The organism is Lactobacillus huangpiensis, from assembly GCF_019972815.1.
In the GTDB taxonomy this organism is placed as follows: Bacteria; Bacillota; Bacilli; order Lactobacillales; family Lactobacillaceae; genus Lactobacillus; species Lactobacillus huangpiensis.
In genome coordinates, this window is the sequence record NZ_BPPA01000001.1 from 299,079 (window position 1) to 323,311 (window position 24,233).

At 34.3% G+C, this 24,233-nt stretch carries 27 protein-coding genes; 19 read left to right on the plus strand and 8 right to left on the minus strand.

Translation table 11 applies throughout. The annotated features are described in order from the left end of the window. Positions 1 to 19: 19 nt before the first annotated feature. The gene (locus LDM90_RS01390; RefSeq protein WP_223896278.1) at positions 20 to 1,372 is read right to left on the minus strand and encodes an FAD-dependent oxidoreductase; all 1,353 of its coding nucleotides are present in this window, start codon (positions 1,370 to 1,372) and stop codon (positions 20 to 22) included. Between the two features lie 735 nt (positions 1,373 to 2,107). Here LDM90_RS01390 and LDM90_RS01395 point away from each other — a divergent pair. The 6 genes from LDM90_RS01395 (at position 2,108) to LDM90_RS01420 (ending at position 8,347) form a co-directional block, all read left to right on the plus strand. Further along, positions 2,108 to 2,812, plus strand: a complete 705-nt coding sequence (locus LDM90_RS01395; protein ID WP_223896279.1) for a lantibiotic protection ABC transporter ATP-binding subunit — start codon at positions 2,108 to 2,110, stop codon at positions 2,810 to 2,812. Continuing rightward, positions 2,805 to 3,533, plus strand: a complete 729-nt coding sequence (locus LDM90_RS01400; protein WP_223896280.1) for a lantibiotic immunity ABC transporter MutE/EpiE family permease subunit — start codon at positions 2,805 to 2,807, stop codon at positions 3,531 to 3,533. Before LDM90_RS01395 ends, LDM90_RS01400 begins: the two co-directional genes overlap by 8 nt. A gap of 136 nt (positions 3,534 to 3,669) precedes the next feature. After that, a complete protein-coding gene (locus LDM90_RS01405) occupies positions 3,670 to 4,257 on the plus strand; it encodes an ABC-2 family transporter permease (protein ID WP_223898644.1) in 588 nt (195 codons plus the stop codon). Between the two features lie 401 nt (positions 4,258 to 4,658). Continuing rightward, positions 4,659 to 5,744 (plus strand): SLAP domain-containing protein, encoded by a 1,086-nt coding sequence (locus LDM90_RS01410; RefSeq protein ID WP_223896282.1) that lies wholly within the window; start codon positions 4,659 to 4,661, stop codon positions 5,742 to 5,744. 161 nt (positions 5,745 to 5,905) lie between these two features. Next, complete coding sequence (locus LDM90_RS01415) at positions 5,906 to 7,015, plus strand: SLAP domain-containing protein (RefSeq protein WP_223896283.1); 1,110 nt, start codon at positions 5,906 to 5,908, stop codon at positions 7,013 to 7,015. A gap of 222 nt (positions 7,016 to 7,237) precedes the next feature. Then, the gene (locus LDM90_RS01420; protein ID WP_223896284.1) at positions 7,238 to 8,347 is read left to right on the plus strand and encodes an SLAP domain-containing protein; all 1,110 of its coding nucleotides are present in this window, start codon (positions 7,238 to 7,240) and stop codon (positions 8,345 to 8,347) included. Between the two features lie 371 nt (positions 8,348 to 8,718). Here the strand turns inward: LDM90_RS01420 and LDM90_RS01425 are convergent, their stop codons facing one another. Next, positions 8,719 to 9,030 (minus strand): MazG-like family protein, encoded by a 312-nt coding sequence (locus LDM90_RS01425; RefSeq protein WP_223896285.1) that lies wholly within the window; start codon positions 9,028 to 9,030, stop codon positions 8,719 to 8,721. Positions 9,031 to 9,161: 131 nt separating this feature from the next. Continuing rightward, complete coding sequence (locus LDM90_RS01430; RefSeq protein WP_223896286.1) at positions 9,162 to 9,986, minus strand: helix-turn-helix domain-containing protein; 825 nt, start codon at positions 9,984 to 9,986, stop codon at positions 9,162 to 9,164. Positions 9,987 to 10,188: 202 nt separating this feature from the next. Between LDM90_RS01430 and LDM90_RS01435 the strand changes: the two genes are divergently transcribed. From LDM90_RS01435 to LDM90_RS01460, 5 genes are all read left to right on the plus strand, one after another. Further along, positions 10,189 to 10,452: a hypothetical protein gene (locus tag LDM90_RS01435; protein WP_223896287.1), complete on the plus strand. Its 264-nt coding sequence runs from the start codon at positions 10,189 to 10,191 to the stop codon at positions 10,450 to 10,452. Between the two features lie 27 nt (positions 10,453 to 10,479). After that, on the plus strand, positions 10,480 to 10,734 hold the full coding sequence (locus tag LDM90_RS01440; protein WP_223896288.1) for a hypothetical protein: 255 nt from the start codon (positions 10,480 to 10,482) through the stop codon (positions 10,732 to 10,734). Between the two features lie 223 nt (positions 10,735 to 10,957). Continuing rightward, positions 10,958 to 11,398 carry a hypothetical protein gene (locus LDM90_RS01445; RefSeq protein ID WP_223896289.1) on the plus strand — a complete coding sequence of 147 codons (441 nt, stop codon included), beginning with the start codon at positions 10,958 to 10,960 and terminating at the stop codon, positions 11,396 to 11,398. 17 nt (positions 11,399 to 11,415) lie between these two features. Further along, on the plus strand, positions 11,416 to 11,946 hold the full coding sequence (locus LDM90_RS09535; RefSeq protein ID WP_505744183.1) for an HNH endonuclease: 531 nt from the start codon (positions 11,416 to 11,418) through the stop codon (positions 11,944 to 11,946). Positions 11,947 to 12,117: 171 nt separating this feature from the next. After that, complete coding sequence (locus LDM90_RS01460) at positions 12,118 to 12,480, plus strand: hypothetical protein (protein WP_223896291.1); 363 nt, start codon at positions 12,118 to 12,120, stop codon at positions 12,478 to 12,480. 46 nt (positions 12,481 to 12,526) lie between these two features. Here LDM90_RS01460 and LDM90_RS01465 read toward each other — a convergent pair whose 3' ends face one another. Together LDM90_RS01465 and LDM90_RS01470 are read right to left on the minus strand one after the other, a co-directional pair. Further along, positions 12,527 to 12,865, minus strand: coding sequence for a hypothetical protein (locus LDM90_RS01465; RefSeq protein ID WP_223896292.1), 339 nt, complete (start codon positions 12,863 to 12,865; stop codon positions 12,527 to 12,529). A gap of 255 nt (positions 12,866 to 13,120) precedes the next feature. Then, entirely contained in the window at positions 13,121 to 14,731 is a 1,611-nt protein-coding gene (locus tag LDM90_RS01470; RefSeq protein ID WP_198212485.1) for an ATP-binding cassette domain-containing protein, read from the minus strand. A gap of 145 nt (positions 14,732 to 14,876) precedes the next feature. Here LDM90_RS01470 and LDM90_RS01475 point away from each other — a divergent pair, with 145 nt between their 5' ends. Together LDM90_RS01475 and LDM90_RS01480 are read left to right on the plus strand one after the other, a co-directional pair. Continuing rightward, entirely contained in the window at positions 14,877 to 15,542 is a 666-nt protein-coding gene (locus tag LDM90_RS01475) for a type 1 glutamine amidotransferase (protein WP_223896293.1), read from the plus strand. 404 nt (positions 15,543 to 15,946) lie between these two features. Further along, a complete protein-coding gene (locus tag LDM90_RS01480) occupies positions 15,947 to 16,039 on the plus strand; it encodes a putative holin-like toxin (protein WP_223896294.1) in 93 nt (30 codons plus the stop codon). A gap of 379 nt (positions 16,040 to 16,418) precedes the next feature. On the opposite strand, the gene LDM90_RS01485 is transcribed toward LDM90_RS01480, so the two are convergent. Further along, positions 16,419 to 16,895, minus strand: a complete 477-nt coding sequence (locus tag LDM90_RS01485; protein ID WP_046332661.1) for a nucleoside 2-deoxyribosyltransferase — start codon at positions 16,893 to 16,895, stop codon at positions 16,419 to 16,421. A 23-nt stretch (positions 16,896 to 16,918) separates the two neighbouring features. Beyond that, complete coding sequence (locus LDM90_RS01490; RefSeq protein ID WP_223896295.1) at positions 16,919 to 17,719, minus strand: tyrosine-protein phosphatase; 801 nt, start codon at positions 17,717 to 17,719, stop codon at positions 16,919 to 16,921. A 141-nt stretch (positions 17,720 to 17,860) separates the two neighbouring features. On the opposite strand from LDM90_RS01490, the gene LDM90_RS01495 reads away from it, so the two are divergent. From LDM90_RS01495 to phnE (LDM90_RS01520), 6 genes are all read left to right on the plus strand, one after another. After that, positions 17,861 to 18,352: a universal stress protein gene (locus LDM90_RS01495; RefSeq protein ID WP_034978255.1), complete on the plus strand. Its 492-nt coding sequence runs from the start codon at positions 17,861 to 17,863 to the stop codon at positions 18,350 to 18,352. A 519-nt stretch (positions 18,353 to 18,871) separates the two neighbouring features. After that, entirely contained in the window at positions 18,872 to 19,804 is a 933-nt protein-coding gene (locus tag LDM90_RS01500) for a phosphate/phosphite/phosphonate ABC transporter substrate-binding protein (RefSeq protein ID WP_223896296.1), read from the plus strand. Positions 19,805 to 20,135: 331 nt separating this feature from the next. Then, positions 20,136 to 21,062, plus strand: coding sequence for a phosphate/phosphite/phosphonate ABC transporter substrate-binding protein (locus LDM90_RS01505; RefSeq protein ID WP_223896297.1), 927 nt, complete (start codon positions 20,136 to 20,138; stop codon positions 21,060 to 21,062). Positions 21,063 to 21,083: 21 nt separating this feature from the next. Beyond that, the gene (gene phnC / locus LDM90_RS01510; RefSeq protein ID WP_223896298.1) at positions 21,084 to 21,857 is read left to right on the plus strand and encodes a phosphonate ABC transporter ATP-binding protein; all 774 of its coding nucleotides are present in this window, start codon (positions 21,084 to 21,086) and stop codon (positions 21,855 to 21,857) included. Beyond that, positions 21,850 to 22,653 carry a phosphonate ABC transporter, permease protein PhnE gene (gene phnE, locus LDM90_RS01515; protein ID WP_198212473.1) on the plus strand — a complete coding sequence of 268 codons (804 nt, stop codon included), beginning with the start codon at positions 21,850 to 21,852 and terminating at the stop codon, positions 22,651 to 22,653. Before phnC ends, phnE (LDM90_RS01515) begins: the two co-directional genes overlap by 8 nt. Then, entirely contained in the window at positions 22,653 to 23,465 is an 813-nt protein-coding gene (phnE, locus tag LDM90_RS01520) for a phosphonate ABC transporter, permease protein PhnE (RefSeq protein ID WP_198212471.1), read from the plus strand. The genes phnE (LDM90_RS01515) and phnE (LDM90_RS01520) overlap by 1 nt, the downstream gene beginning before the upstream one ends. Positions 23,466 to 23,524: 59 nt before the next feature. On the opposite strand, the gene LDM90_RS01525 is transcribed toward phnE (LDM90_RS01520), so the two are convergent. After that, a complete protein-coding gene (locus LDM90_RS01525) occupies positions 23,525 to 24,091 on the minus strand; it encodes a DNA-3-methyladenine glycosylase I (RefSeq protein ID WP_198212469.1) in 567 nt (188 codons plus the stop codon). Positions 24,092 to 24,233: the final 142 nt, after the last annotated feature.

Here is a 24,233-nt window from a genome sequence, read left to right on the forward strand (position 1 = left end):
TAGTAATATCTAAAATTAATTAAAACTTGTGTAAACCTAGCGCATGTTGTGCGGCTAAGTTTAAAATATTCCATTGCCGATCAAAACTTGGTGAGAAGAAGAAGTCTTGCTCAGCTAAATCTTCTAATGTTAATTTATGACCAATTGCTAAACTTAAGACATTGCCTTGAGCGGTGATATCATGCTTGGACATAACGGCACCTCCAAGAATCTGATGAGTGTCCTTATTATAAGTTAAGGAAATATATCCTAACGGATTATCATTTACAGGAATAAAGTCTGGACGCAAATGATCGATGTAGATGCTAGTTGCAGCATTAATGCTGGCAAATTCAGCAGATTTTTGTGGGAGACCGCTAACTACTGCATGTACATCACCAAATTCTAGTAATTGTCCGCCAACTAAGCCTGGGAATGGACGGCTTGGTTTTTCTTCAAACAAATGTTGTACTAAGTAATTTGCTTCATGACGAGCAGCAACTGCTGAAGGGATTGGCATCCTTTTATTAGCCGGGATTGACAGTGGCCAAATAGCATCACCCAAAGCATAAACATCTTTTTGATTAGTCCTTAAATATTCGTCTGTTTCAATATAACCCCGTTGGTTTAAATTAATAGTATCTTTAAGCCAGTCTGTATTAGCAACAATGCCTGCCGCAACAATGACTAAATCAGCTTTAATGTCACCATGATCAGTTTGGACTAGGTGATCATTGGTAAAACCAGTAACTTTTGTATCAAGCTTTAAATCGACACCCTTGTCTCGCATTTCTTGTTCAAAAACATCGGTAAAGTCTTTTGAAAAATAATTAGCCAAAATATGGTTGCTGGCATCAACCAAGGTCATGTTTTTACCAGCTAAAACACCAGCTTCAACGGCAGCGATTCCGTTACCAGCACCCACCACAACGATATTTTTAATTTCATCATTATGAAGAGCTTCATTGATCTTTTTAGCCCAACTGTAGCCCCGCATTAAATAAACGTAGTCTAAATCTGCCCCTGGAATTGGCAATTGGAGTGGATCAACTCCTGGAGACAAGATTAATTTGTCATAGTTAACTTCTTCAGTCTGACCAGTTTGGGTATTTTTAATTGTAACTTGCTTATTTGCCGGATTTAGCGCAACTGCTTGCGAATTATTGACAATCTTACCGCCTAATTTTTCCAGATCAGCAGGTGAAAAATTGCGTACATTGTCTTGTCCGGTAGTTTTTTCTTCTAAAAAGAGCTTCATTCCGCAAGACATAAATGAAACAAAATCACTTGCTTCATAAATAGTGACATCAAGATCTTTATATCTGTCTAATAATTCGATGGCTGCCTCATGACCTGGATGAGAAGCACCAATGATGACTACTTTTTGATTCATTGAAAAAATCCCCTTTTTATCAGTATCTGAAAGCGTTTGTAGCACTTTCATTGTATCTTATGGTAACACAAGAAATGTGTCAGTTATACAAAGATGCATCAGTATAGCTAATTTGTATATATATATTAAAATTTATAAAGTAGTAAAAATTAATACCACCATATAAATTGACTTTACAAATTTCACTAAATATAAAATTTGCTGATAATTTATGAGTAAGATACAGCCAAGTAAATCATTTAAAAAGAACCTAAGAAGTATAAGTAGTACTCAAATAATAGTACAAATAGAATATCATTTGAGAAAGGAAAGGTTCATTTAAGTATGTGAGATCAAAATGAAATTGCAACTTTTGCTATTGCTTTAAAATCCGAAAGAAAAGGCAAAAACAGTTCTTTGTCAAATTTTGTTGATAAAGAGTAAATGAAAATAATAAAGTATATAATATACTGATTATTTATTTTCTTTGTTTTCTTCCAATCTGATCCTTATCAGAAAATTTTTGAAATTGGTGTGACCAAAAGATGTGTGCTCAATTTGTTTGTTTAGAGCAAACTTCTTTTTGATATCTACTATTACAAAATATATTGATCTGCTTTTTTATATATAATATAATCATCTTTATTATGTTATACGAGTTGATTTTAATATTGTTAAATTGCTTGTATATAGTTTGGCATTAAAAACTATTTGAGTATATTTTAACAACAAAAATTATTATAAAAGAGGGAAAACATGTCTGATTTAATAGTAACAAATAAACTAACAAAAAAGTTTAAAGATCAAGTTGTACTCAATCAAATAAGCTTACATGTCCCAGAAAATCAGGTCTATTGTCTGTTAGGACCTAATGGCGCAGGTAAGACTACATTAATGAAGATTTTAACGGGAATCATACCCGCTACTAGCGGTACTATTACGTTTGCTGGTCACGATTGGTCTAGAGCGGATTTATCTGCTATTGGTTCCCTGATTGAAAATGCACCTCTTTATGGAAATTTAACGGCTGCTGAAAATCTCCAGGTAGTTTGTCGTTTAAGAGGGGTCGAAGAAAACGAAATACAACCAATTCTGGAAAAAGTAGGTATTAACGATACGGGGAAAAAACTGACAAAAAATTTTTCTCTGGGAATGAAAGAAAGACTTGGAATTGGATTAGCTCTAGTTGGTCAACCCAAGTTGTTAATTTTGGATGAGCCGACAAATGGACTTGATCCACTGGGCATTCAGCAGTTGCGGAATTTGATTACTAGCTTTAAGAAAGAAGGCATTACTATTATCATTTCTAGTCATATGCTTTCTGAAGTAGAGCGTTTAGCTGATAAAATTGGTATTATCGGTAAAGGCCAGCTTTTGCTTGAAAAAACTATAGATCATACAGAAAATTTGGAACAATTATTTAATGATACTTTAATGAATGCTGGTGTAACGAATGCTTAACTCATTGTCTATTGAAGTGATAAAAACAAAAAGAACACTTGTCAGGCAGTTATTGTGGCTTTATCCTCTTTTAGTAATAATTGTAGTGACAGTGCTTTTTACCACTACTGGTTATGCTATTCAAAGTGTCATTAATCAGTGGAGTACCATTTGGTTTCCCTTATTTCTTGCTTTGATTGTTGGGCTGATTGACCGACACGAGAAGAATAGCACAAATTATAAGTTGATTTTGAGCTCACCTTACAATTTATTTGATTATGAATTAGGTAGAATTTTACACGTTGCACTTTTAACATTAGTTTCTTCTTTATTCTTAGCTCTTTTTGTAAGTTTGCTTTATTTTATTTCTGAAATTAGTGTCTCGTTAATTTCATGTTTTTTGGCAATCTTAGGTATTTGGTTAGTTAATCTTTGGCAAATTCCATTATATATTTGGCTTAGTCGCCATACTAATATATATGTAACTATTGTATTGGCCTTTGCCGGAATTTTTAGCGGCATAGAAGTAAATAGTTATTTCCTTGGCAAAATTTGGCCGTTTACCTGGTCTGAACTTTTTCCAGTACCGCTAATAAAAATGAATATTAACGGATTACCTCTAAGTCATAATGTGGCAGGTTCAAATAATTATTGGATTATAGCAGCAGCTATTCTGCTTTTCATTTTGCTCAGTTATCTCGCTGCCAGATCATTTAAGAAGCAGGTAATTAAAAATGCTTAAAAATATTTTTCGGTCAGAAAACGTTAAACTTAAGCGGAGTTTTTTATTATATTTACATTTGTTAACTTTAATTGCTTATCCATTATTAATGGGATTTTATTATGGTACAAGAAAAAACATTGTAAACTCATCCGTTATGATAATAACTTTTTACGAATTGCTGGCGCTTATTTCTCCGCTAGTTATTAGCATTTTTATCGGTCTAGTTTTTGATCGCGAAGAAAAAGCTGGTCATTGTAAAAATTGGTTGGCAAATCCTGGCAAAAGAGGCTTAACTATTGGGCTGCAGCTATTTTATTATTGGTTATTATATTTCTTTGAAATTATCGGAATGAGTTTAATTTATTTTTTTACTTTAAGATTTGCTTTTCAGATAAATAATATATCCTTTATTAAAATTTTACTAACCAGTTTTATTTTTGCACTTTTCGGTCTTATTCAATACGAACTAGCGCAATGGATAGTATTAAAGTTTAATGTTGGTGGTGCCATGATTCTGGGCTTTTTTGGTGTTGTAATCTCAGGTTTAAGCATTACTAGTCTTTTTGATTTTATCTGGCCCGTGATTCCTTGGGCATGGCAAATAAGATTAATCACTTTTTGGGAAGCTACAATTAGCAGTCAAGTACAAACTCTGACGGCTTGGGAAATGATTATTCCGTTAATTTTAACTATGGTTATAACTTTGTTAATTATAAAAGTGTTCGACAACTGGCAAAATTAAAACTGTCAATTAAATAAATACGAGTTTCTTGTCAAACATCTTGTTGATAAAGAGTAAATGAAAAGAACCAAGCAGCGAACAAACTGTTTGGTTTTTTCATTGTTTTATCCCAATCTGATCCAGCTACGGATGCAGATACTTATGTGTTTGCGGGATGCTCAAATGATTTAAAGCCATCAAGTATCTCTTTTTATTAGAAAAGCTGTAGATTAATTATCATCCTGTTGTATTAAGATATTTGCCTAATTAAGCCCACCATTTTTTACCTTCATTAATTACTGAGAAAGGTTCAGAATGAATTATAGCCAGTATGTTTGCGCTACCATTTGTTTTGCATTTTTATGAAATAAGAGCGATGCAGTAACAACAGTGCCTGTCTTAAGAGAAAGGAGTAAAATTATATGACTAAAAAGTTTTTTCGTTACCTAGCAGTTGCTATATTGGTCATTTCTGCATGTCTGGTGCTAAACCAACAAACTAATACTGTAGAAGCTAAAAGTATTGTTAAGACAGTGATGCACGATGCCCAGGCTTATGATTTGTACGGTGATAAAGTAAAAGGAAAATATGCAGCTTATACTCAGGTTAAGTTAGATGATCAACCAATTCCATTTTCTTTTAAGCCGTTTGCACCCGCATATCAAATTAAAGGTAAAAAGCAATATATCAAGGCAAGTAATATTGACGGTGTTAAGCGCAAGGTCAAACGAAACTCTTATGTTTACGCTACAAGCTCTCGTAGGACTGACTCCCGTTTGCTTAAAAAGGGCAAGACAATAACAACTTATGGCAATTCCTTCAAATTTAAGAACGGGCAACGTTACTACCGCATTGGTGGACCAAAAAAGCAATATGTTAAAGCCAGTAACTTAAGTAAGATTATTAGTTCTAATACAGAAGAAACAACTGTGAAAGTAACTGCAAAAGAAGGAGCTGGTCTTTATGATTTTATTAAAGACGATACTTATTCCAAGAAAGCCAAAAGGGGTACAAAATTTACGGTAGACTATGCTGAAAATAATGGAGGAGATGAAGATGATCCCCAAATATTTACTTATCATATTAAGGGTACAAAATATTGGTTACTGAGCAGTGAAGTTAAAGCCAAAAAGAAAATGCCTGTACATTACTATGATTCTGAACATTATTCTTACATTAAGTTTTATAAAAATACAGATGTTTACAATGCAGACGGTACTATGCAAGATCATCACGGACAAAAGATCAGAAAACAAGGTGGGTTTTTAAAGGTAAATAAATTGCTTTATATTTGGGTACCAGCTGAAAAGAAAGCTGAATTATTTTACCACTTGAAGGGCCATGAATTTTACGCCTCTGCCTCACGAGAAGGGGGAACCTCTGTAATAGATGTTAGTGATGGCTATGTTAAGAAAAAAGATGTTAAATTTATTGCTGGCCTAAAATTAAGCCCGAGCAACACCGCAGAAGAAGCCCAGCAAAACGCTAAGAAAAAAATGACCAAATAAATCATTTTAAGATATTTGGCTAACTAAGCCTATCATTTTTTACCTTCATTAATTATCAAGAAAGGCACAGAATAAAATTATATGATTCCTTGTTTTGATTACAGAAATTAGACAATCAAAAATAAAGATAGCAATTTTTTGAAGAAGAGAGGTTAAAACACATGAATAAGAAACTTACTCATTATTTAGCAGCTGGTTTTTTAGGCTTAACAGCCATTTGGACATTTAATCATCAAGTCCATACTGTTCAGGCAAAGATTCCTAGTGCTATAAGAACTGTTATGTATACGTCACAAGCATACGATGAAGATGGACGGAAGGTTGAGGCTAAGTATCCAGCTTTTCATCAGGTCAAAGTTGAAAAAAGACCATTAATCCTAACTTTCAAGCCCTATGCCCCATACTATAAAATTAGCGGGAAAAAACAATATATCAAAGCTAATAATATCGATGGCGTTAAACGCAAGGTCAAACGTAACTCTTATGTTTATGCTACAAGCTCACGCAGGGCTGACTACCGCCTAATTCGGAAAGGAACCTCAATTACAACCTATGGCGGTACCGTCAAGTTTAAGAATGGTTTGCGCTATTACCGTATTGGTGGTCCCGCAAAGCAATATGTGAGAGCCAGCAACTTGGGCAAAATCACAGCTTCAAACACCGAAGAAACTATCGCAACAGTGACAAGCGATAGTGGTGCACCAATTTATGAGATCAATAATGGTCTCAAAACTACTAAAAAGGCTAAAAAAGGTACTGCTTTTATAGTCGACCGAGCTCAAGAAGAAGGATATGCTGACGATATAACCAATATGGCTATCCCAAATGCAGTTATTTATCGTATTAAAGGGACGAATAATTGGCTCAATTGCCTAGACGTTAAAGTTAAAAAAGAGCTTCCGCATCATTTTTATAACTCCGAGCATTATTCTTATATTAGATTTTATCAAGATACAGACGTCTATAATGCCGATGGCACCAAGAAAGATATTAATGGACAAAGAATTAGGAAACAAGGCGGTAATATAAAGGTAGATAAATTGCTTTATATTTGGGTGCCAGCCGAAAATAAAGCCGAACTGTTTTATCATATGAAGGGTCATTGGTTTTATGCCACTAATAAGCCAGACGGAAGTGGCGGTAGTGAAGTAGATTTTGGTGATAGCTATGTCAAAGCGAGTGATGTTAGATTTATTGACGGCGTAAAACTAAGCCCGATCAACACAGCTGAAGAAGCAAGTCAAGCTGCTAAGCAAAAAGTGACCAAATAAATTATTTTAAGAGAACTAAATAATTTAAATGCACCTAATAGTAAAAGCCAGCTATTGGATGCATTTTTTATTAAGATATTTGCCTAATTTAATTCATCATTTTTTACCTTCATTAATCACTAAGAAAGGTACAGAATGAAATTATATAATTTCTTGTTTTGATTGCAGAAATTAGAGAATCAAAAATAGAGATAGCATTTTTTGGAGAAGAGGTTAAAACATATGAATAAAAAAATTACTCATTATTTAGCAGCTGGCTTTTTAGGACTTACTGCAATTTGGGCATTTAATCATCAAGCCCATACTGTTCAGGCAAAGATTCCCAGCACTATAAGAACTGTCATGTATACATCACAAGCATACGATGAGGATGGACAAAAGGTAGATGCTAAATATCCGGCTTTTAAGCGGGTTGAAGTTGATAAAAAGCCATTAATCCTAACTTTCAAGCCCTATGCCCCATACTATAAAATTAGCGGTAAAAAGCAATATATTAAAGCTAATAACATCGATGGCGTTAAACGTGAAGTTAAGCATAATTCCTATGTTTACGCTACCAGCTCACGCAGGGCTGACTATCGTTTAATAAGAAAAGGAACTTCCATTACAACCTATGGCGGTACCGTCAAGTTTAAGAATGGTTTGCGCTATTACCGTATTGGTGGTCCCGCAAAGCAATATGTGAGAGCCAGCAACTTGGGCAAAATCACAGCTTCAAACACCGAAGAAACTATCGCAACAGTGACAAGCGATAGTGGTGCACCAATTTATAAGATCGATAATGGGGTCAAAACTGTTAAAAAGGCTAAAAAAGGTACTACCTTCGTAGTCGACCGTGCTGAAGAAGATAAATATGCAGAAGAAATTGGTCATTCGGCTATCCCTAATCCTACTATTTATCGTATTAAAGGAACGAATAATTGGCTCTATTGCCTGGACGTTAAAGTTCAAAAAGAACTTCCGCATCATTATTATGACCTTGAACATTATTCTTATATTAGATTTTATCAAGATACAGACGTCTATAATGCCGATGGCACCAAGCAAGATAATGATGGACAAAGAATCAGGAAACAGGGAGGTAATATAAAGGTAGATAAATTGCTTTATATTTGGGTGCCAGCCGAAAATAAAGCAGACCTGTTTTACCATATGAAGGGTCATAGGTTTTATGCCACTGATAAGCCAGACGGAAGAGGCGGTGATCAAGTAGATTTTGGTGATAGCTATGTCAAAGCGAGTGATGTTAGATTTATTGCCGGTGTTAGACTAAGTCCTATCAATACAGCTGAAGAAGCACAGCAAAACGCCAAGCAAAAAACTGTCAAATAAATAATTTTTTAGGAATTAAATTTACAATAAAATGCACCTAATAGTAAAAGTCAGCTATTGGGTGCATTTTTGTATCATAAAAAGGTTCCGAAATTGAGAAAATTTCGGAACCTTTATCAAGTCAAGATTGTATTTTTCCAAAATAGCTATTTTTGAGTATTTCATTCGGTAAATAGTAAGAATACCAGACCAGCTTCCAGAGAAATAAGATCTAAACAGTTTTTAGGCTAATATATAAGTTCCATTAAAGTCATAAAAAGCATAACAAAACCTATGCAGGTCAAAAATATCTGCCTATTCCTAAACTTTTGTAAGAATTGAATAAATAGCTGATAGCTTGACCATGCTGTTATTAAACTAAAGCTATCGGTCTATTTATCTGTATCAGCAGGACCAAGTTTAACGCCATTTTTGTATATTCTTTTTTCGTTTATTTTCATTTTATTAACAATGTCTTCACCCAAATCACTGCCAAGCATTTCTGCAATGCCCAGTAAGAATATCCCCACATCGGCTAATTCTTCATTGATATTTTTCTTATTATTCTTGCGCCAAGCTTCAAATAACTCATTAGCTTCCCCATGTAATCGCAATAATTCAAACTCAATATCTGTGGTATTGAAATCGTGTTTTTTCTTATTTTCCATGATTGCTTTTTGCAGTTTCTTAGTATCTATGATCAATTTGGACTCCTAAATAATGATTTTTTTCTATTTTATATTTAGTTTGTAAATAGGTGCAATATCAATATCTGGTCAAGTTATAGAACTTTTATTGTGTATTTTTGATAACTCTAATTAAAAATAATTGCTATTTAAAAAAATTCTGCGATTTCCTGTTTTAAATGCCTTGCTAAATTATCAGCACCAATTTTTTCTAATAAACTAATCTGTTCTAGTGCTTCTAATTTGTGCTTTTGACAAATTGCAATTCGGGCATTAACAACAAGCAATTTATCATACTGTCTTAGGCTCTTTAATAAAGGCTTTAAACTATTTAAAGTAGTCACAGCTAACTTAAATTTGTGATGCGTCATTTGTATTATTGCCTGATTAATTAGCGTATTAGTTTTCAGAGTTCTCATAAATGGGTAATGATTGTCTATATTTGCAATAATCTTGGCAATAATTTCGTTTGCTGTTCGATAGTCAAAAGCAAATAAGATGGAATTAAGGATTGTAATATCCGTAACTGTGAAAACTTGGAGATCACTAAGGGAGTCGAACCAGATTGGTTGAACAAGTTCTTGTGCATGAGTATATCCCTTTGGTTTATCAACTAATAATAGGGATTTAAGGATAATGGCAATACGTTTAATATCATTATCGTTTTTGACCCAAAGGCAATCTTCTAGCAAATTTTTTATTTCGTCTTGATCAATGCTGCCGTCAAGGTTTAAAAACCGATGCAATAGCTGATTTTTGGTACTGATGTGATAACCATTACTAATATATTCAAACTCATTAGGGTTTAGACCCAATCGTTCTATTAATTTAAGTTCATTTTCGTAAGTTGTTGATAATTCAGCATTTTCAATTTTAGAAATTGTGCTGCGGTCAAACAAATCCTGTGCTAATTCTTGCTGGGTCATTTTACGTGTAGTTCTAAGTTTATGAATTGTTTTGCCAAAATTACTCATGGTTGCACTCTTTTTAAGTTTAATTACTCTTAAAACAATGTGCTGATTTTGCACATTATTAATAATGATTTAATGTTATTCTTAGTTTAGAAATAAATCAATAATTATATTTGGTTTATTTCGCTGATTAAAAAGTCGTTATCTTACATATAACGACGTAAGAATATGTCTTTTATACATTTGTTTGGAAGGAGGATAATTCATGACTGAAATTATAGCAACTACAGCTTTGATCATTTCATGTTGGTGTTTGGGTAAAATTTATGAAGATAAACCAATAATCAAATTTCTTAGAACTAATCGCGGAATGGTGTTGATATTAACCTCCGTTGCCTTATTAGCCTATGACTTGGTAATACATAATTTTCAATTTGGCCAAATTATACCGTCTTTTTATTCTCTAATAGTTTTGCTTATTCTGTTAGGCTTCTTTTATATGTTTAAAGATCGTCGATCAACAAAATAAACGATAAAGTATTTATGAGGTAAAAAAATGTTGTGGATTATGGTTTTACTTCTTGTATTATTTGCTGGAATGGAATATACAGGAAGAGAGCAACTGCAAGCTCTTAACAAAATTTTTGCGGGTGTAGCGGTTGCAATTATTGTTATACCCCCAATTGTATCTTACTTGCTATTTAAGAATTTCACTGCTTTAAACAGTGTCAGCATTCTTCTTGGAGTAGTTCAGGTATGTGCACTAGCAGCAGTATATTTTATATTCAGAAAAGTTGCTTTGAACGATTAGTTATTAAAAGCATAAAATAATTTGTAATAAGAATTTTAACGTTAAAGTGCTTCTATTAATAGATTAGTAATCTAATTATAAGAAGCATTTTTTCTATGATAAAAATAAAGCTATTTAACTGTGATAAAAAATCAAAATAAGCGTTTTGAATACATGTATAGTAATAATATGCTATTATAAAAGTGACAAAATAATAATCCAAATTTAAGAACAGGTTATAGCCATGATTCAGTGCAATAAAAAAATTAATTTACTACACAAATTAAGGAATATGTCTTTTTCGAGTTTACCTTGTAGCAAGATTAAAGAAATTAATGACATTGACTTAATAAAATTTAATGCAATTGGCTATATGGGGAGGAATTCTTCTTATTTATATTCCACTCATAATGGCGAAATATTATGCACGAAATCCAGTAAAAGTCAAACTGCATTTCATGTAAAGCAAGTATTTGAAGATATTCAAGACTTTTCTACCAAAGCAGATTGTAAACTTCTTATTGTTGTTGAAGAGGATTACGTCTTAAAAGATATGCAAAAAGCAGACTTTGAAAATCAAAATACGATTCTCAATAGAATGAAAGAAAATGGCTGCAAATTATTGGGGCAGCAGAATATCACAGCAGGTTTGGTTTTAAAGTTCCTAATAATACCCCGCCTTTAAATGAACAAGAAAAAAGAATTGTTTATTGCTTATATAAAGGGAAATGTGCTTATTGTGGTAAGTGTCTCCGTTTTACTGATAGTCAAATAGATCATATTGTTCCTAAAAAAGAGGGCGGCAATGATTATTATAAAAACTGGGCATTAGTTTGTGAGCCTTGCAACGAAAAAAAGTCTAATAGGATTTTTGGCGATCCTGAGGAATGTATCGGGGAGAAAGGAAAAAACTACATAAGAAGGTTAAGTGAGTGTTACCACTTTTATAAAGCAAAAATAGATAATGACGAAAGATATAGCTTAGTTAGAGAACAAAAAAATTTGGGCTTTAGAAAATACTTTACCATTTATAAAAAAGTAGATAATAAATATGTAAATAGGGATAATAAAAACGGTGGGTATCAGTTCATTATAAATACAGTTAACAAAGATAATCTTGAGAAAATAAAAGAAAATGGGAACGAAATATCTGGAAAAGAAATAGAAAACGCGCTGGATCCTAAGGGAACGGATATGTGTGGAACATCTAAGATAGATAATTGGCTGAGTTAAATTTGAAATTAATAAAATTTAAAGGAAATTTTTCTACTAATTAGAATAGCTTATCAATATATAGTTAAGGACCGGCTATCATTATGCAAATGATAGCCAGTCATTTTTATATGTTGCTTTTTTAAAAACATGAATTATTATTTGTTCAATATTATAAATGAGGGATCGCCTATGACTAGAAAAGTAAAATTTGTTATATTCGCGTGCATTGTTGCCGTTGGTCTTTTTTTATTTTACTATTGGGCATCAAATGATTATGTACCTGACGTAGCACAATACCAGGTTAATCACATAATAAGGAATCACGATACACGAGAAATTAACCAAGTAGCAACTAATAGAAAAACAGCGGAATTTTTACATTCTCTTAAAACAAGTGATCGCTGCCAGAAAATTAGCGAGTTTCAAGGTGGAACTAAAGAACGGGGCTATTATGTTGTAAGTATCAAAAATAAAGCTGTTGGGATTTATATGCAAAAAAAATCCAATTCGTTTTGGAATTGGAAATTAAAAAGTATCGCATGTTTTGATTGAGCTGTTGCAGTACTTTTTATTTACTACTTTTCCTGGAACCAATAGGTTAAAATAGGATAAAAAATAAGTATGCATCAATCTGTGGAATATACGAAGTTAGATTATTCCTATCAAAAATTAATACTAGAAGCGAAAATGCCAAAGTTGCTAAAAATAAGCACTTGAAAAACTTTTCTCCGCCATCCAGATTAGCTTTTTGAATAATTTTTACAGGGTGGGTGGTTTTAATGAAAATAGCGCTTAGCACTAATATTACACCAAAGAAAAAGTAAGTATATGTAGCTATTTTACCTTTGTCATAATAAATAAAAAGAATACCAATTAAAAATTGTAAAATGCCCATTAAGAATAAGGCGATTTTCGGATTAAGTTTATACTTCAGCATCATTTGAACCTTTCAAATTAAATTTAATAAGGCTACGCAATAAAAAAATTAATCTTTTTACTGTATAGACTTAAATTTTATTTTATCATTAAATTATAATAATATTAAAACATTATTATAATATTTTATTAAAAACATTATGATGCTAAATTATTTTAAAAGGAGCAAAATAATGAGAATTAATGTATTACAACACACGCCAAACGAAGGCCCTGGTTCAATATATAGCCGAATAATAAAAAATTTGTATTAAGTTTATTTATTCTGTTCTAAAAGAGTGTTGTCTTGCAACACGTAATGTTTAAAGTTATTGTCTTTAAATATTTGCTCATCGTAATGGTGTGCAATTTCCAACACAGTGCAGTTCAACCTGTTTATTACTTTTTGCACTTTTTTACCTGTTTCATTATCTAAAGCCGAGGTGGCCTCATCTACTAAAATAATCTTTTTACGGTAAATCAGTGCACGAGCAATTTCAATTCTTTGCTTTTGTCCACCTGACAGATTTGCACCATTTTCACCATACTTTTTGTCTAAACAATTATCACCTAGTTCTGCTAATAAACCGACTGCTTTTAGTGCTTTCAAGCATTCTTCATCCGAAAACTCTTTACCTAGAGTCAGATTAAGACGTAAAGTGTCATTGAACATGAATGGACTCTGAGCAATATAAGCAAGTTCACCAGAACCAGCGATATTTTTAACTACTTGAGAACCATCTTGAAGAAAAATTTGTCCGCTTGTAGGTTTGATGAAGCCTTCTATTAAGTTGAAGATTGTTGATTTGCCTGCACCGGATTTACCAGTAATTAAAATTTTGGTTCTGAATGGAATTGTTAAACTTAAATTTGTCAAAATCACCTTTTTGTCATTGTAAGCAAAACTGACATCATCTATCTTGATGCTAGGAGAATTAAGGTGACTATTCTTGTTTTCTGCAAATTCAAGCGAATACAGTTTGAGACTTTTACGAATATTTTCTGTTGTCTTCATCTCATTTAGGCATTGTGCGGCATTTCTCAGGGGCCCAACAACACGGTCACTGGCTAAGAAAATGGCGATAATAGCTGCTGGTTCAGCCTGACCATTGATAACAAAAAACAAACCTGCACCAAGAGGAAGAATAAAACTCAATGCAGAAAGAATGGCGCTGAGAAAAATTGCCCAAGCTTGATAGTCATTCATCTTTTTGTAAGAATTTTCTGTTTGCTGCAAGTAGTTTTCTGTATCTGCAAACATTGTTTTTTCAGCTAAATAAGTTTTAATTGTGCGAATACCATTAAACAAGTCGGTTACTTTGCCTAAATAAGTGCTGCTGCTTTTTTGCCAAGTTTCAGAGGAATCACTTAATACTTTGCCAAAAATTTTGGATGAAAGCATTGGCAGCAGTGAAAACAAAATGAATAAGATCCCTATTGTAAAATTAAGCCAAAGAATATAAAAGCTGGATATTACAGCCATCAAAATGGCACCACACAACTCAAAAAAATTTTTAAAATAATTAGTTTCAATCAACTTGAAGTCATTAAAAATTTTTGAAACATTATCTGAAGCAACTGCTGCAAAGTCTGGGTTAACTATCTGACCGTAAACAAAGCTATCTTTTATTTTGATATTCATTAATTTGATTGCCTGATTGATCCAGATTTGTTTTAGGGTCATGGCGAAATAAACTAATCCCAGAGCCAGCAAACTGCTAATGATATACAACACTGCTTTTATAGCGGGTGTATGGCGGTTGAAAAGCGTCACATTTGAAACTACTGATGATAAAACCACGCCATCAAAAGAATAAATTATAGTTGCAATTAGAATTCCCAATAATAATGACTTAGGTAATGTTTTAAAAAAAGTTTTGAAAGACATTGCATTCTCCTGGTACTTTGGAATATAAATAGTTTTAATTAAATAAACTTTATTTTATCACGAAATTATAATAATATTAAATTATTATTTGAAAATTTTAGAAAAAATATTGTGGAGATGAATCATTTTAAAAGGGAGCAAAATAATGAGAATTAATGTATCACAACATGCGCCAAACGAAGGCCCCGGTTCAATTCAGGAATGGGCTGACCTGCATCACCATGACTTTTATGTATATCATCCTTACCAATTTGGCATTTTGCCTGCTGCTGCCACAACAGATTTACTAGTTATTTTAGGCGGTCCTATGAGTCCAAATGATGATCTGCCATGGATTAAGCAGGAGCGTCAGTTAATTAAGCAGCTATTTCAAGAAAAAAAGCCTGTTTTAGGAGTATGCTTTGGCGCGCAACAAATTGTTAAAACTTTAGGCTATCAGGTTAAAAAGGCTCCAGTCAAAGAAGTGGGTTGGAGTCCGGTCAAGTTGCAGTCCAAATTAATTAGCGGTTTGCCTGAAAGTTTAGAAGTATTACATTGGCATGAAGAGATGTTTGAAATACCAGAAGAAGCTGAGGTCTTATTTGCCAATGATAATTTACAAAATCAGGGTTTTGTCTTGGGAAAACAAGCTGTTGGTTTGCAGTTTCATTTAGAACCAGAAACAGATAATACCAAAGAAATTGTGGTTAACGACGCGCAATATCTATCCGGTTCGGTGTTTAAACAAACAGCTAAGCAAATTATTGAGCATCCTGTTCCCAAGGAAAATAAAAGGGCAATGTTTCGCATTTTAGATTATTTGACAGAATAAACAATTTAGATATAGAAAATTTGTTTTAAAGAGTGTCGCTTTATTTGTTCCCATAACTTTAATTGCTATACAACAAGAAATGAACTATCTGCTGGGGCAGACCTTACTTCAAAATTATAAACGATACCATGGCAGAGGCATGATTAGCATTTGATGCGTGCATTAATAAGTATTGTAACTACTGAAATAACCTTCAAAATAAAAACCAAGCCATTTTAATGGCTTGGTGTATATGATTATAGATAATTTTCTAAAATCCAGTTAATATTTGAGATTGGTTTGTTATAATTTAATTAGCGTAGAAAAGTTAAAAGTACGGTAGCTGCCGCTTTCATGAAGGAAGTGAGGCCTATGAATTATCTTGATTCATACTTCAGTCTCCCAAAAGAAAGGAGCAGCAGTTGATGAGCACTGCCGAAGCGTTAAGTTTAATGCTTAACATTGGTATGTTTATCTTGACCTTGTTAATGTTTATTGACAAGCATCATGATAAATAAGCAAATCAAAAACCGTCCTAGATACTGGCTGGGCGGTTTTTAATATTAAACAGAAAATATTATAAGCGCAGCTACCGTCCTTTGTGGCGGCTCTAAGTGAGGAAGACTTATTGAGGTAAGTCTTCCTTTTTCTTACACCTGTATTTTAGCATGAATGTATTTACGGTGCAATTAAGTATTATAAGAGCAGAATTCATAGCGTAAAAGAATACAAGGTATTTTAAATTGCAAAACTAGCACTAATTTAACAATATGCAGTTAATTTTATGCACTAAGCTTAAACTGCCTTGAACAATCATATCTTGCTCACACAAAAACCGTTTCGCTAGAAACGGTTTTTATTCGTCTTATTTAGTTTTACTTCAAGAAAATGTTATTTTTAATAAACAGCACCATCATAAAAACCAAAGCGAGGCTTATTAAAATCAAAATCTTTTAATTCACTCACTTTAAGGGCAATGTCGCAAACGCCCCAGCTCATTAGATTAATTGGTTTGCCGTAGTCTTCATCAGGGATGACCAACACAATGTATTTTCCTTGTGATAAAGCATAGCCTAGTTCCATACCAAGACCTACGTCTTCTTCATCAGGTAGATATACCCCGATCATAACATCACTGGCTTTAATACCGGTTAAATCGCCACGGTAAGTTGCAGTTTCCCATTCACGATCACGCAGATATTCGGGATGCTCCTCAACGCTGATGTTTTTATATTGATGATCCAAAGGAACATAACTGTTTTCAAGGTCAATGGTTGGGTTTTCTTCTAAAGCTTTCATTGCCTTTTTGTAAGCATCGTTTTGCTTATCGTTAAACCAACCTGCACCAAAATAAACAGTTTTTGTTTTAGTCATAAAATTTCTCCTTACCATTAAACCTAATTTAAATAAATTTCACGCAACTTACTGATTTCATCATCAGTTAATCTCATAATATCACGTAAGTAGTTTTCAACGCTACCATAATTTTTATTTATAGTTGTAAGTACAAAGTCAATGTATTCAGAATGTACAGTTTGCAAGTCTTTTAAGATGTTTAGGGTTGCGTCATTTGCTCCTTCATCTTTAGCTTTTTGTAAAAAATTATGAACAAAGTCTTTGGTGGCAACGTTTGTTAAAAGATAATCTTTTTTGATTGTTTCAAATGGTACGCCAAGAGCCGATAAAATTAATAATGCCGCAAAACCGGTCCGATCTTTGCCAGCAGTACAATGAAAAATCACACTTTGATTTTCCTGGTCATTAGCCAGCAACACGTCAAAAAAGTGGCGGTAGGCTCTTTGGGCAGACTCACTTTTAATCATGTCATCATAGGCTAAAAACATGTGGTCAAATCCAGCTTTAGGATCCTGATGCTTTTCGCTGAGAATTTCGTCAATTCCCTTAGAAGATTCAGTCAAATCTTCGCTAAATACTGGATCGAAGTTGTAAACAGCACCTTCAGGTATACGATCAGGTTCGCGGTCAACTTCGTCCTTGCTTCTAAAGTCAACAACGTATTTTACGCCATAGTCTTGTAAAAACTTCAGATCAGTCTTATCAAGCAATGCCAAATTAGCGGTTCTAAGCAATTTGTGCATTTTGACGGTTTTACCGCTATTAGTTTGATAGCCACCAAGCTCGCGAAAATTACGGCCACTTTTTACGCCAATTAATTGATTTTTTAGTTTTTGGGTCATGATACCTCCACCTTTACGTTTGACAATTACACCTAATTTTAGCAATAAACAAGTATATAAACAATTATAAAAAAAGCCAAGAGTATATCAAAATTATGGTAAAATAAACAAAAGAACAATATATTTCAAAAGGGTGAGAACATGGAAACGAAAAAAGCTAGTATTTTAGTTCCAGTCGACGGTTCAGAGTCGGCAGAAAGATCCTTTGATAAAGCAGTTAAAATTGCAATGACGGAAAATGCTCACATTGATGTTTTAAGCGTAATTGATACCAGACAGTTTTTAGGTGAGATGCAAGATACGCTGATTACAGGCGATACCGTTTATCAGATGACGCAAGATTCAGAAAAATATCTTAAGAGTTTAAAGGAATGGGCTCATGACAATTTGGGTTTTGATGATATTGATTACCACATTCGTTATGGCAGTCCAAAAGCAATTATTTCCTATGACTTTATTAAAGACCATCATAATGATTTGATTATTATGGGTGCAACTGGTTTAAATGCAGTTGAAAGAATGTTGATGGGTTCTGTTACAGAATATGTTAATCAACATGCTTTGGCTGATGTCCTAATTGTCAGAACGGATATTGACAATAATCCAATTAAGCCAGAACGTAAAAATAAATAGAGTTCTAAAATTAAAAGACATATGATAGATAATTCGTGTGTCTTTTTTTATGCAAAATAAGGAACCTTAAAAAGTATCACGCTATTGATGTTCGGAAAGCTCAGTTTCATAATACAATAACGAAATAAAATCCGATATTTCCTTGCGTGATTGCGAATATTTATGGTATTATCTGTATGAAATGAACGTAATTATACTGTTTGGAAGGTTGAGGGTAATGAAAGTAACAGGAAAAACCTATAATTTATTTTCCTATTTAAATACTTTAAAATTATCTTCGTTAACCGTTCGTTTTTCTTTCAGAATAACTACTTGGGCATGATATGCAATAGGCATATTTTGCCTTTTTTATTTGCTTAATTTCGGGAGGATATTAATGGAAAATAGAAGCAGAAGTTAATTCAGATCGATTTTATTTGGATATTTACATGAATGTATTGCCATGAAAGTGACAACAATGTTTATGCTTAAGCAAAATGAAGTTATGGTAAATGTATTTATTAGGAGTGTAAAAAACAAATGACCAAAATCAAAAAGTTTCTGATAGCATGTTTCGTACTGTTATTAACAGTTGGTGCTACAGCATGTTCCAATTCAAGTAAGAAGTCTAGTTCAAGTAGTAATACGCCAAAATCACTCAACGTTCAGTTCGTACCGAGTGTAGCTGCCAATAAGTTGGAAGCAAGGGCTAAACCGATGGAAAAACTATTGTCCAAACGCCTTGGCATTCCAGTACATGTTTCAATGTCAACTGACTACAATGGCTTAGTTGAAGCTATGAAGTCAAAGAAAGTTGATGTCGGTTTTTTGCCTTCAGATGCATACATTATGGCTCACAAGCAAAAAGCAGCTGACCTGCTTTTACAATCAGTTCGTTATGGCATTAAACAACCAAATGGCGTTCAAACCAAAGAATTAGTCAACTCATATCGTGGTGAAATCCTGGTTAAGAAGGGTTCAAAAATTAAGAGCTGGAAGGACTTAAAAGGCAAGTCAATTTCTGTTCAAGACATCACTTCCGACTCTGGTTATGTATTCCCAGTTGCTGAATTAAAGCAAAAGGGATTAGATGTAACCAAGAGTTGCAAGACTGTATCTGTTAAGGGTGCCGATCAAGGCGTCTTAAACGTTTTAAACGGTGATACTGATGCTGCTTTCGTATTTGAAGATGCACGTAATAACGTTAAGAATGATGATCCGAAGATTATGAGCAAGGTAGTACCAATCTACTTCACCAAGCGTATTCCTAACGATACTATTTCAGTTATCCCAAGTTTGCCAAAATCCTTTAAAAAGAAGCTGGCTAAAGCATTTATTGCTATTGGCAAGTCTAAAGAAGGTAAGAAGATTATTGAAAATGTTTATAACCAAGAAGGTTATACTTACGCAAAAGACAGCGACTACGACATTATTCGTCAATACAATAAAGTAATTGCTTCTACTAAGAAATAGTTTGCTGATATTTTAAAAATCTAAAAAAGCCGCATAATAGGAATTAAATAAACTTTCTTAAACAAAATAAGATTTCTAGTCAATTCTCTTTTCTAAATAAAACATTTCTGCTATTATTTGATAGAATAAATACAGTATGTCGAAAGGAGAGTGAAGGTAATGCAAAAATATCAACGGCGCCTAGCGTTCATTGAAGTTTTTGCAAAAAAGCCTTTTCGTTCCTTTCAAAAAGGTATTGTTCGCTTTTTTAGTAAAAGTGTTATTGAAAGACTTAGTTTAATTCACGTTTGTGTTTTTAGCTAAAGTCTTTTTTTATGTCTGGGAGGGCATGATGAGAAAATTTAGAAAAATATTAGCTTGTGCTGCTGTTTTTTTAGTAGCCTTAATGGCAACTGCCTGCTCAAATAAGGAAAAGAGCAAAGATAGTGGCACGCCCAAATCTTTGAACGTCCAATTCGTTCCTAGTCAGGCAGCCACTAAGTTGGAGTCTCGCGCAAAACCACTGGAAAAGATGCTGTCAGACCGTTTAGGTATTCCAGTTCACGTTTCAATGTCTACTGATTACAACACAGTGGTCGAAGCCATGAAGTCTAAGAAAGTTGATGTAGGTTTCTTGCCACCAAATGGGTATATTTTAGCTCACAAGCAAGGTGCGGCAGATGTATTGCTTCAAGCACAAAGATATGGAGTTAAACAACCAAACGGACGTCCAACCAAGGAACTGGTTAACTTCTATCGTGCTGAGATTGTAGCTAAGAAAAATTCTAAAATTAAGAGTTGGAAAGATTTAAAAGGCAAGTCAATTTCTATTCAAAGCCCAACCTCTTCAGCCGGCTACGTTTTCCCGATTGCTGAGTTGAAGGAAAAAGGCCTTGATGTACGCAAGAGTTGCAAGTTAGTCACTGTGACTGGTCAGGACCAAGCTGTTTTGAATGTCCTCAATGGTGACACAGATGCCGCATTTGTATTTGAAGATGCGCGGACAATTGTGAAAGACGATAATCCTAAAATCATGAGTCAAGTAGTACCAATTTACTTTACTAAGCCTATTCCAAACGATACTATTTCCGTTGTTCCCAGCATGTCTGATTCATTCAGAAAGAAGCTGGCCAAGGCATTTATCGATATTGGCAAGTCTAAGAAGGGTAAAAAAGTCATCGAGAGTATTTACACCCATGAAGGATACGTTCACACTAAAGACAGTGACTTTAACGTTGTGCGTAAATATGAAAAAGTTATTGAATCGACCAAAAAATAGGGAATACAAAGGAAGTATATAATGGCAGATTCTGCAGTTAAGCCAATAATCGAATTAAAAAACGTTAAAAAAGTTTATGGCAAAGATGTTGTTGGTTTAAAAGACGTCAATTTAACTATCAATAAAGGTGAATTTGTCGTTATTGTTGGTCTATCTGGCGCCGGCAAATCAACGTTTTTGCGGTCGATTAACCGTTTAATTGATATTACCGAGGGTGATATTTTAATTAATGGTGAATCTATTACTAAGGCCAAAGGTAAAAAGTTAAGAACTTTGCGGCGTCATATTGGGATGATTTTCCAAAGCTTTAACTTGGTAAAGCGCTCAAGTGTGATGCGTAACGTTTTAACTGGCAGAGTGGGATATTATCCAACTTGGAAATCCACTCTAAACCTTTTTACTAAAGAAGATAAACAACGAGCCTATGATGCTTTGCAACAAGTTGATCTTGCAGACAAAGTTTACTCTCGGGCTGATGAATTGTCCGGTGGACAGCAGCAACGGGTAGCTATTGCGCGTGTCTTGACTCAAAACCCGGATATTATTCTGGCAGATGAGCCAACAGCTTCACTTGATCCGCAGACTTCACGCCGTGTGATGAAAGACTTGCAGATGCTTAATGAAAAGCATGGCATGACTGTTGTCATTAACCTGCACAGCGTGCAACTGGCACAGGAATTCGGCAAGCGGGTCATTGGAGTTCGTGCTGGTGAAATTATCTATGACGGCAAGATGTCTGATACTCCAGCAGCAACGTTTGATCAGATCTATTCCGGTGGTGATGAAGATGAGTAGCTCAGAACAAGAAAAGCTGAAGGCTTTGCCTAAGAAAAAGTTTAAAATCTTAAATTTGCTTTGGGTACTGCTTTTTATTGCTGGATTATTCATTTCTACTAATGAAACCAAAACTGACTTAGGCGCCTTGTTTGCCAACTTTGGTCAATTTGCCGACATTTTCCTGCAAATGCTGCATCCTGACTGGTCTTATCTGGGTACAGTAGTGCCACTTTTGCTGGAAACTATTAAGATGGCGATCTTGGGTACAGCAATCGGTTCTGTAATTGCTTTTATTTACTCTTTGCTTATTGCCCGCAATATTGTGAAAAATAAAGCACTCACTGGGATATTGCGGATCATTATGAATATCATCAGAACAGTTCCCGACCTGCTTTTAGGTGCTATTTTCGTAGCTATTGTTGGTATAGGGCCAGTAGCCGGTGTTTTAGCCTTGGCTATCTGTACGTTCGGGATTGTGGTCAAACTGTTTTACGAAGCAATTGAAACTATTGATCCGGGTCCAATTGAAGCCTTAACGGCTGTTGGTGCTAATAAGCTGCAAATCATTGTCTTTGCGGTTTTGCCTCAGGTTATTACCTATTTTATTTCCTATTGCTTGTATGCATTTGAAATTAACGTGCGTGCCTCAACTGTTTTAGGTTATATCGGTGCCGGTGGTATTGGTTTGTATCTGCAACAGACACTGCAGATTTTTGATTATCCTAAGACAGGTACAATTATTATCGTGATCATTATAGTAGTGGTACTGATTGATTATGTTTCATCTAAATCACGGGAGGCGTTGATGCAATAATGGATACAAGTATGAAAAAATTGCCTCCTAGGCCCATAGATGTCAAAAAACGTGTTTTGCACTGGCTCATAGCAATTGTTACAGCAGTCTTAATTATTTGGTCATGCACAGGAATCGATTTTGGCGGAATCAAAGAAACAGCCGGACAAATTGCCGGTGCGATCTTTTCTGGCATTTTTCATCCTGATTGGTCTTATGTCTATAACGGCTCAGGTGAAGACCTGCTGTCGCAATTATGGGAAACTGTCTGCATTGCCTTTTTAGGAACATTCATTTCTGCCATTATTTCACTGCCCTTTGCTTTTTGGGCCGCAAATACTAAGCACAAGCACTGGTATGTCTCACGGTCAGGCAAGATTGTGCTGGCAGTAATCAGATCATTTCCAGAAATTGTTTTAGCCTTAATGTTTATTAAAGCTGTCGGACCAGGTTCTGCTGCCGGTGTTTTGGCACTAGGCTTTCACTCAGTGGGGATGCTCGCCAAGCTCTTTTCTGAAGCAATTGAAAACCTGGATGATGGTCCTAACGAAGCAGTTACAGCTGTCGGTGGTTCAAAGACAAATATTATTATGTTTTCTACTTTGCCTAACTTAATGCCGGCTTTGATTTCAAACACGTTATATCGGTTTGATGTTTCGATTCGTTCTGCTTCTATCTTAGGTTTAGTTGGAGCCGGTGGTATTGGCTACCCGTTAATCATTGCGTTGCAATACCGTCAATGGAACCGAGTTGGTATCATTTTACTGGGTATCATCATTATGGTTGTGATCATTGACTGGATTTCAGGCTGGATCCGTAAAAAATTAGTCTAAAAACGAAAATATCTGAATATGGTGAATCAAGTAGTAAGTATCAGCTTGATTCACTTTTTTTATCCGTGATATTTGAAGGGACAATTTTCTAAATGATCGTTGACTAAACCAACGCCTTGAAGGAATGAATATAGAATTACAGGACCAACAAAAGTAAAACCGTCTTGTTTCATCTGTCTTGCTAGTTTTTGGGCAATCTTGTTTGTCGTTGGTACTTCATCACTTGTCTGAGGATGATGAATAATAGGAGTGGGAATAAATTTTTGTAAATAATGTGCAAAATTGCCGTATTTGGCATCAATAATTAATAGTGCGCGTGCGTTGGTAATTGCAGCGGCAATTTTTCTTTGATTGCGAATGATTCCTTTGTCTTGCAATAAGTGCGCCTGATCCTGTTCAGTCATTTGTGCAACTTCTGCTGGAACAAAATTGCAAAAAGCCTGGCGAAAATTTTGCCGTTTATGCAAAACTGTAGACCAACTGAGACCAGACTGAAACAGTTCCAGCACCAGCATTTCAAATAAGTAACGTTCATCTAAGTTTAATTTGCCCCATTCGTGGTCGTGGTAATCTCTAATTAAGGAATCATCATGGTCACTCCAAGGACAGCGAGTAATATTATTCATTTTTATTCTCCTTAAATATATATTAATGTTCATAAATAAATACGCCAAAATATTTTTATTCTTTTAAAAACAATTTGGTCGGTTGTTGTACTGAAATTCTTTAAATATTTTCTTTTTCCTTAAATATCAGAAACTTTTCCTT

What these genes read in the sequence shown, in the direction of transcription:
- LDM90_RS01415 (WP_223896283.1), top strand. Translation starts at nt 5,906, where the DNA reads ATGAATAAGAAACTTACTCATTATTTAGCAGCTGGTTTTTTAGGCTTA.
- phnC (WP_223896298.1), top strand. Translation starts at nt 21,084, where the DNA reads ATGGCAGATTCTGCAGTTAAGCCAATAATCGAATTAAAAAACGTTAAA.
- LDM90_RS01485 (WP_046332661.1), bottom strand. Translation starts at nt 16,895, where the DNA reads ATGACTAAAACAAAAACTGTTTATTTTGGTGCAGGTTGGTTTAACGAT.
- LDM90_RS01400 (WP_223896280.1), top strand. Translation starts at nt 2,805, where the DNA reads ATGCTTAACTCATTGTCTATTGAAGTGATAAAAACAAAAAGAACACTT.
- LDM90_RS01440 (WP_223896288.1), top strand. Translation starts at nt 10,480, where the DNA reads ATGTTGTGGATTATGGTTTTACTTCTTGTATTATTTGCTGGAATGGAA.
- LDM90_RS01525 (WP_198212469.1), bottom strand. Translation starts at nt 24,091, where the DNA reads ATGAATAATATTACTCGCTGTCCTTGGAGTGACCATGATGATTCCTTA.
- LDM90_RS01505 (WP_223896297.1), top strand. Translation starts at nt 20,136, where the DNA reads ATGAGAAAATTTAGAAAAATATTAGCTTGTGCTGCTGTTTTTTTAGTA.
- LDM90_RS01395 (WP_223896279.1), top strand. Translation starts at nt 2,108, where the DNA reads ATGTCTGATTTAATAGTAACAAATAAACTAACAAAAAAGTTTAAAGAT.
- LDM90_RS01430 (WP_223896286.1), bottom strand. Translation starts at nt 9,986, where the DNA reads ATGAGTAATTTTGGCAAAACAATTCATAAACTTAGAACTACACGTAAA.
- LDM90_RS01475 (WP_223896293.1), top strand. Translation starts at nt 14,877, where the DNA reads ATGAGAATTAATGTATCACAACATGCGCCAAACGAAGGCCCCGGTTCA.
- LDM90_RS01470 (WP_198212485.1), bottom strand. Translation starts at nt 14,731, where the DNA reads ATGTCTTTCAAAACTTTTTTTAAAACATTACCTAAGTCATTATTATTG.
- LDM90_RS01500 (WP_223896296.1), top strand. Translation starts at nt 18,872, where the DNA reads ATGACCAAAATCAAAAAGTTTCTGATAGCATGTTTCGTACTGTTATTA.
- phnE (WP_198212471.1), top strand. Translation starts at nt 22,653, where the DNA reads ATGGATACAAGTATGAAAAAATTGCCTCCTAGGCCCATAGATGTCAAA.
- LDM90_RS01465 (WP_223896292.1), bottom strand. Translation starts at nt 12,865, where the DNA reads ATGCTGAAGTATAAACTTAATCCGAAAATCGCCTTATTCTTAATGGGC.
- LDM90_RS01390 (WP_223896278.1), bottom strand. Translation starts at nt 1,372, where the DNA reads ATGAATCAAAAAGTAGTCATCATTGGTGCTTCTCATCCAGGTCATGAG.
- LDM90_RS01495 (WP_034978255.1), top strand. Translation starts at nt 17,861, where the DNA reads ATGGAAACGAAAAAAGCTAGTATTTTAGTTCCAGTCGACGGTTCAGAG.
- LDM90_RS01460 (WP_223896291.1), top strand. Translation starts at nt 12,118, where the DNA reads ATGACTAGAAAAGTAAAATTTGTTATATTCGCGTGCATTGTTGCCGTT.
- LDM90_RS01490 (WP_223896295.1), bottom strand. Translation starts at nt 17,719, where the DNA reads ATGACCCAAAAACTAAAAAATCAATTAATTGGCGTAAAAAGTGGCCGT.
- LDM90_RS01445 (WP_223896289.1), top strand. Translation starts at nt 10,958, where the DNA reads ATGATTCAGTGCAATAAAAAAATTAATTTACTACACAAATTAAGGAAT.
- phnE (WP_198212473.1), top strand. Translation starts at nt 21,850, where the DNA reads ATGAGTAGCTCAGAACAAGAAAAGCTGAAGGCTTTGCCTAAGAAAAAG.
- LDM90_RS01420 (WP_223896284.1), top strand. Translation starts at nt 7,238, where the DNA reads ATGAATAAAAAAATTACTCATTATTTAGCAGCTGGCTTTTTAGGACTT.
- LDM90_RS01435 (WP_223896287.1), top strand. Translation starts at nt 10,189, where the DNA reads ATGACTGAAATTATAGCAACTACAGCTTTGATCATTTCATGTTGGTGT.
- LDM90_RS01480 (WP_223896294.1), top strand. Translation starts at nt 15,947, where the DNA reads ATGAGCACTGCCGAAGCGTTAAGTTTAATGCTTAACATTGGTATGTTT.
- LDM90_RS01410 (WP_223896282.1), top strand. Translation starts at nt 4,659, where the DNA reads ATGACTAAAAAGTTTTTTCGTTACCTAGCAGTTGCTATATTGGTCATT.
- LDM90_RS01405 (WP_223898644.1), top strand. Translation starts at nt 3,670, where the DNA reads ATGATAATAACTTTTTACGAATTGCTGGCGCTTATTTCTCCGCTAGTT.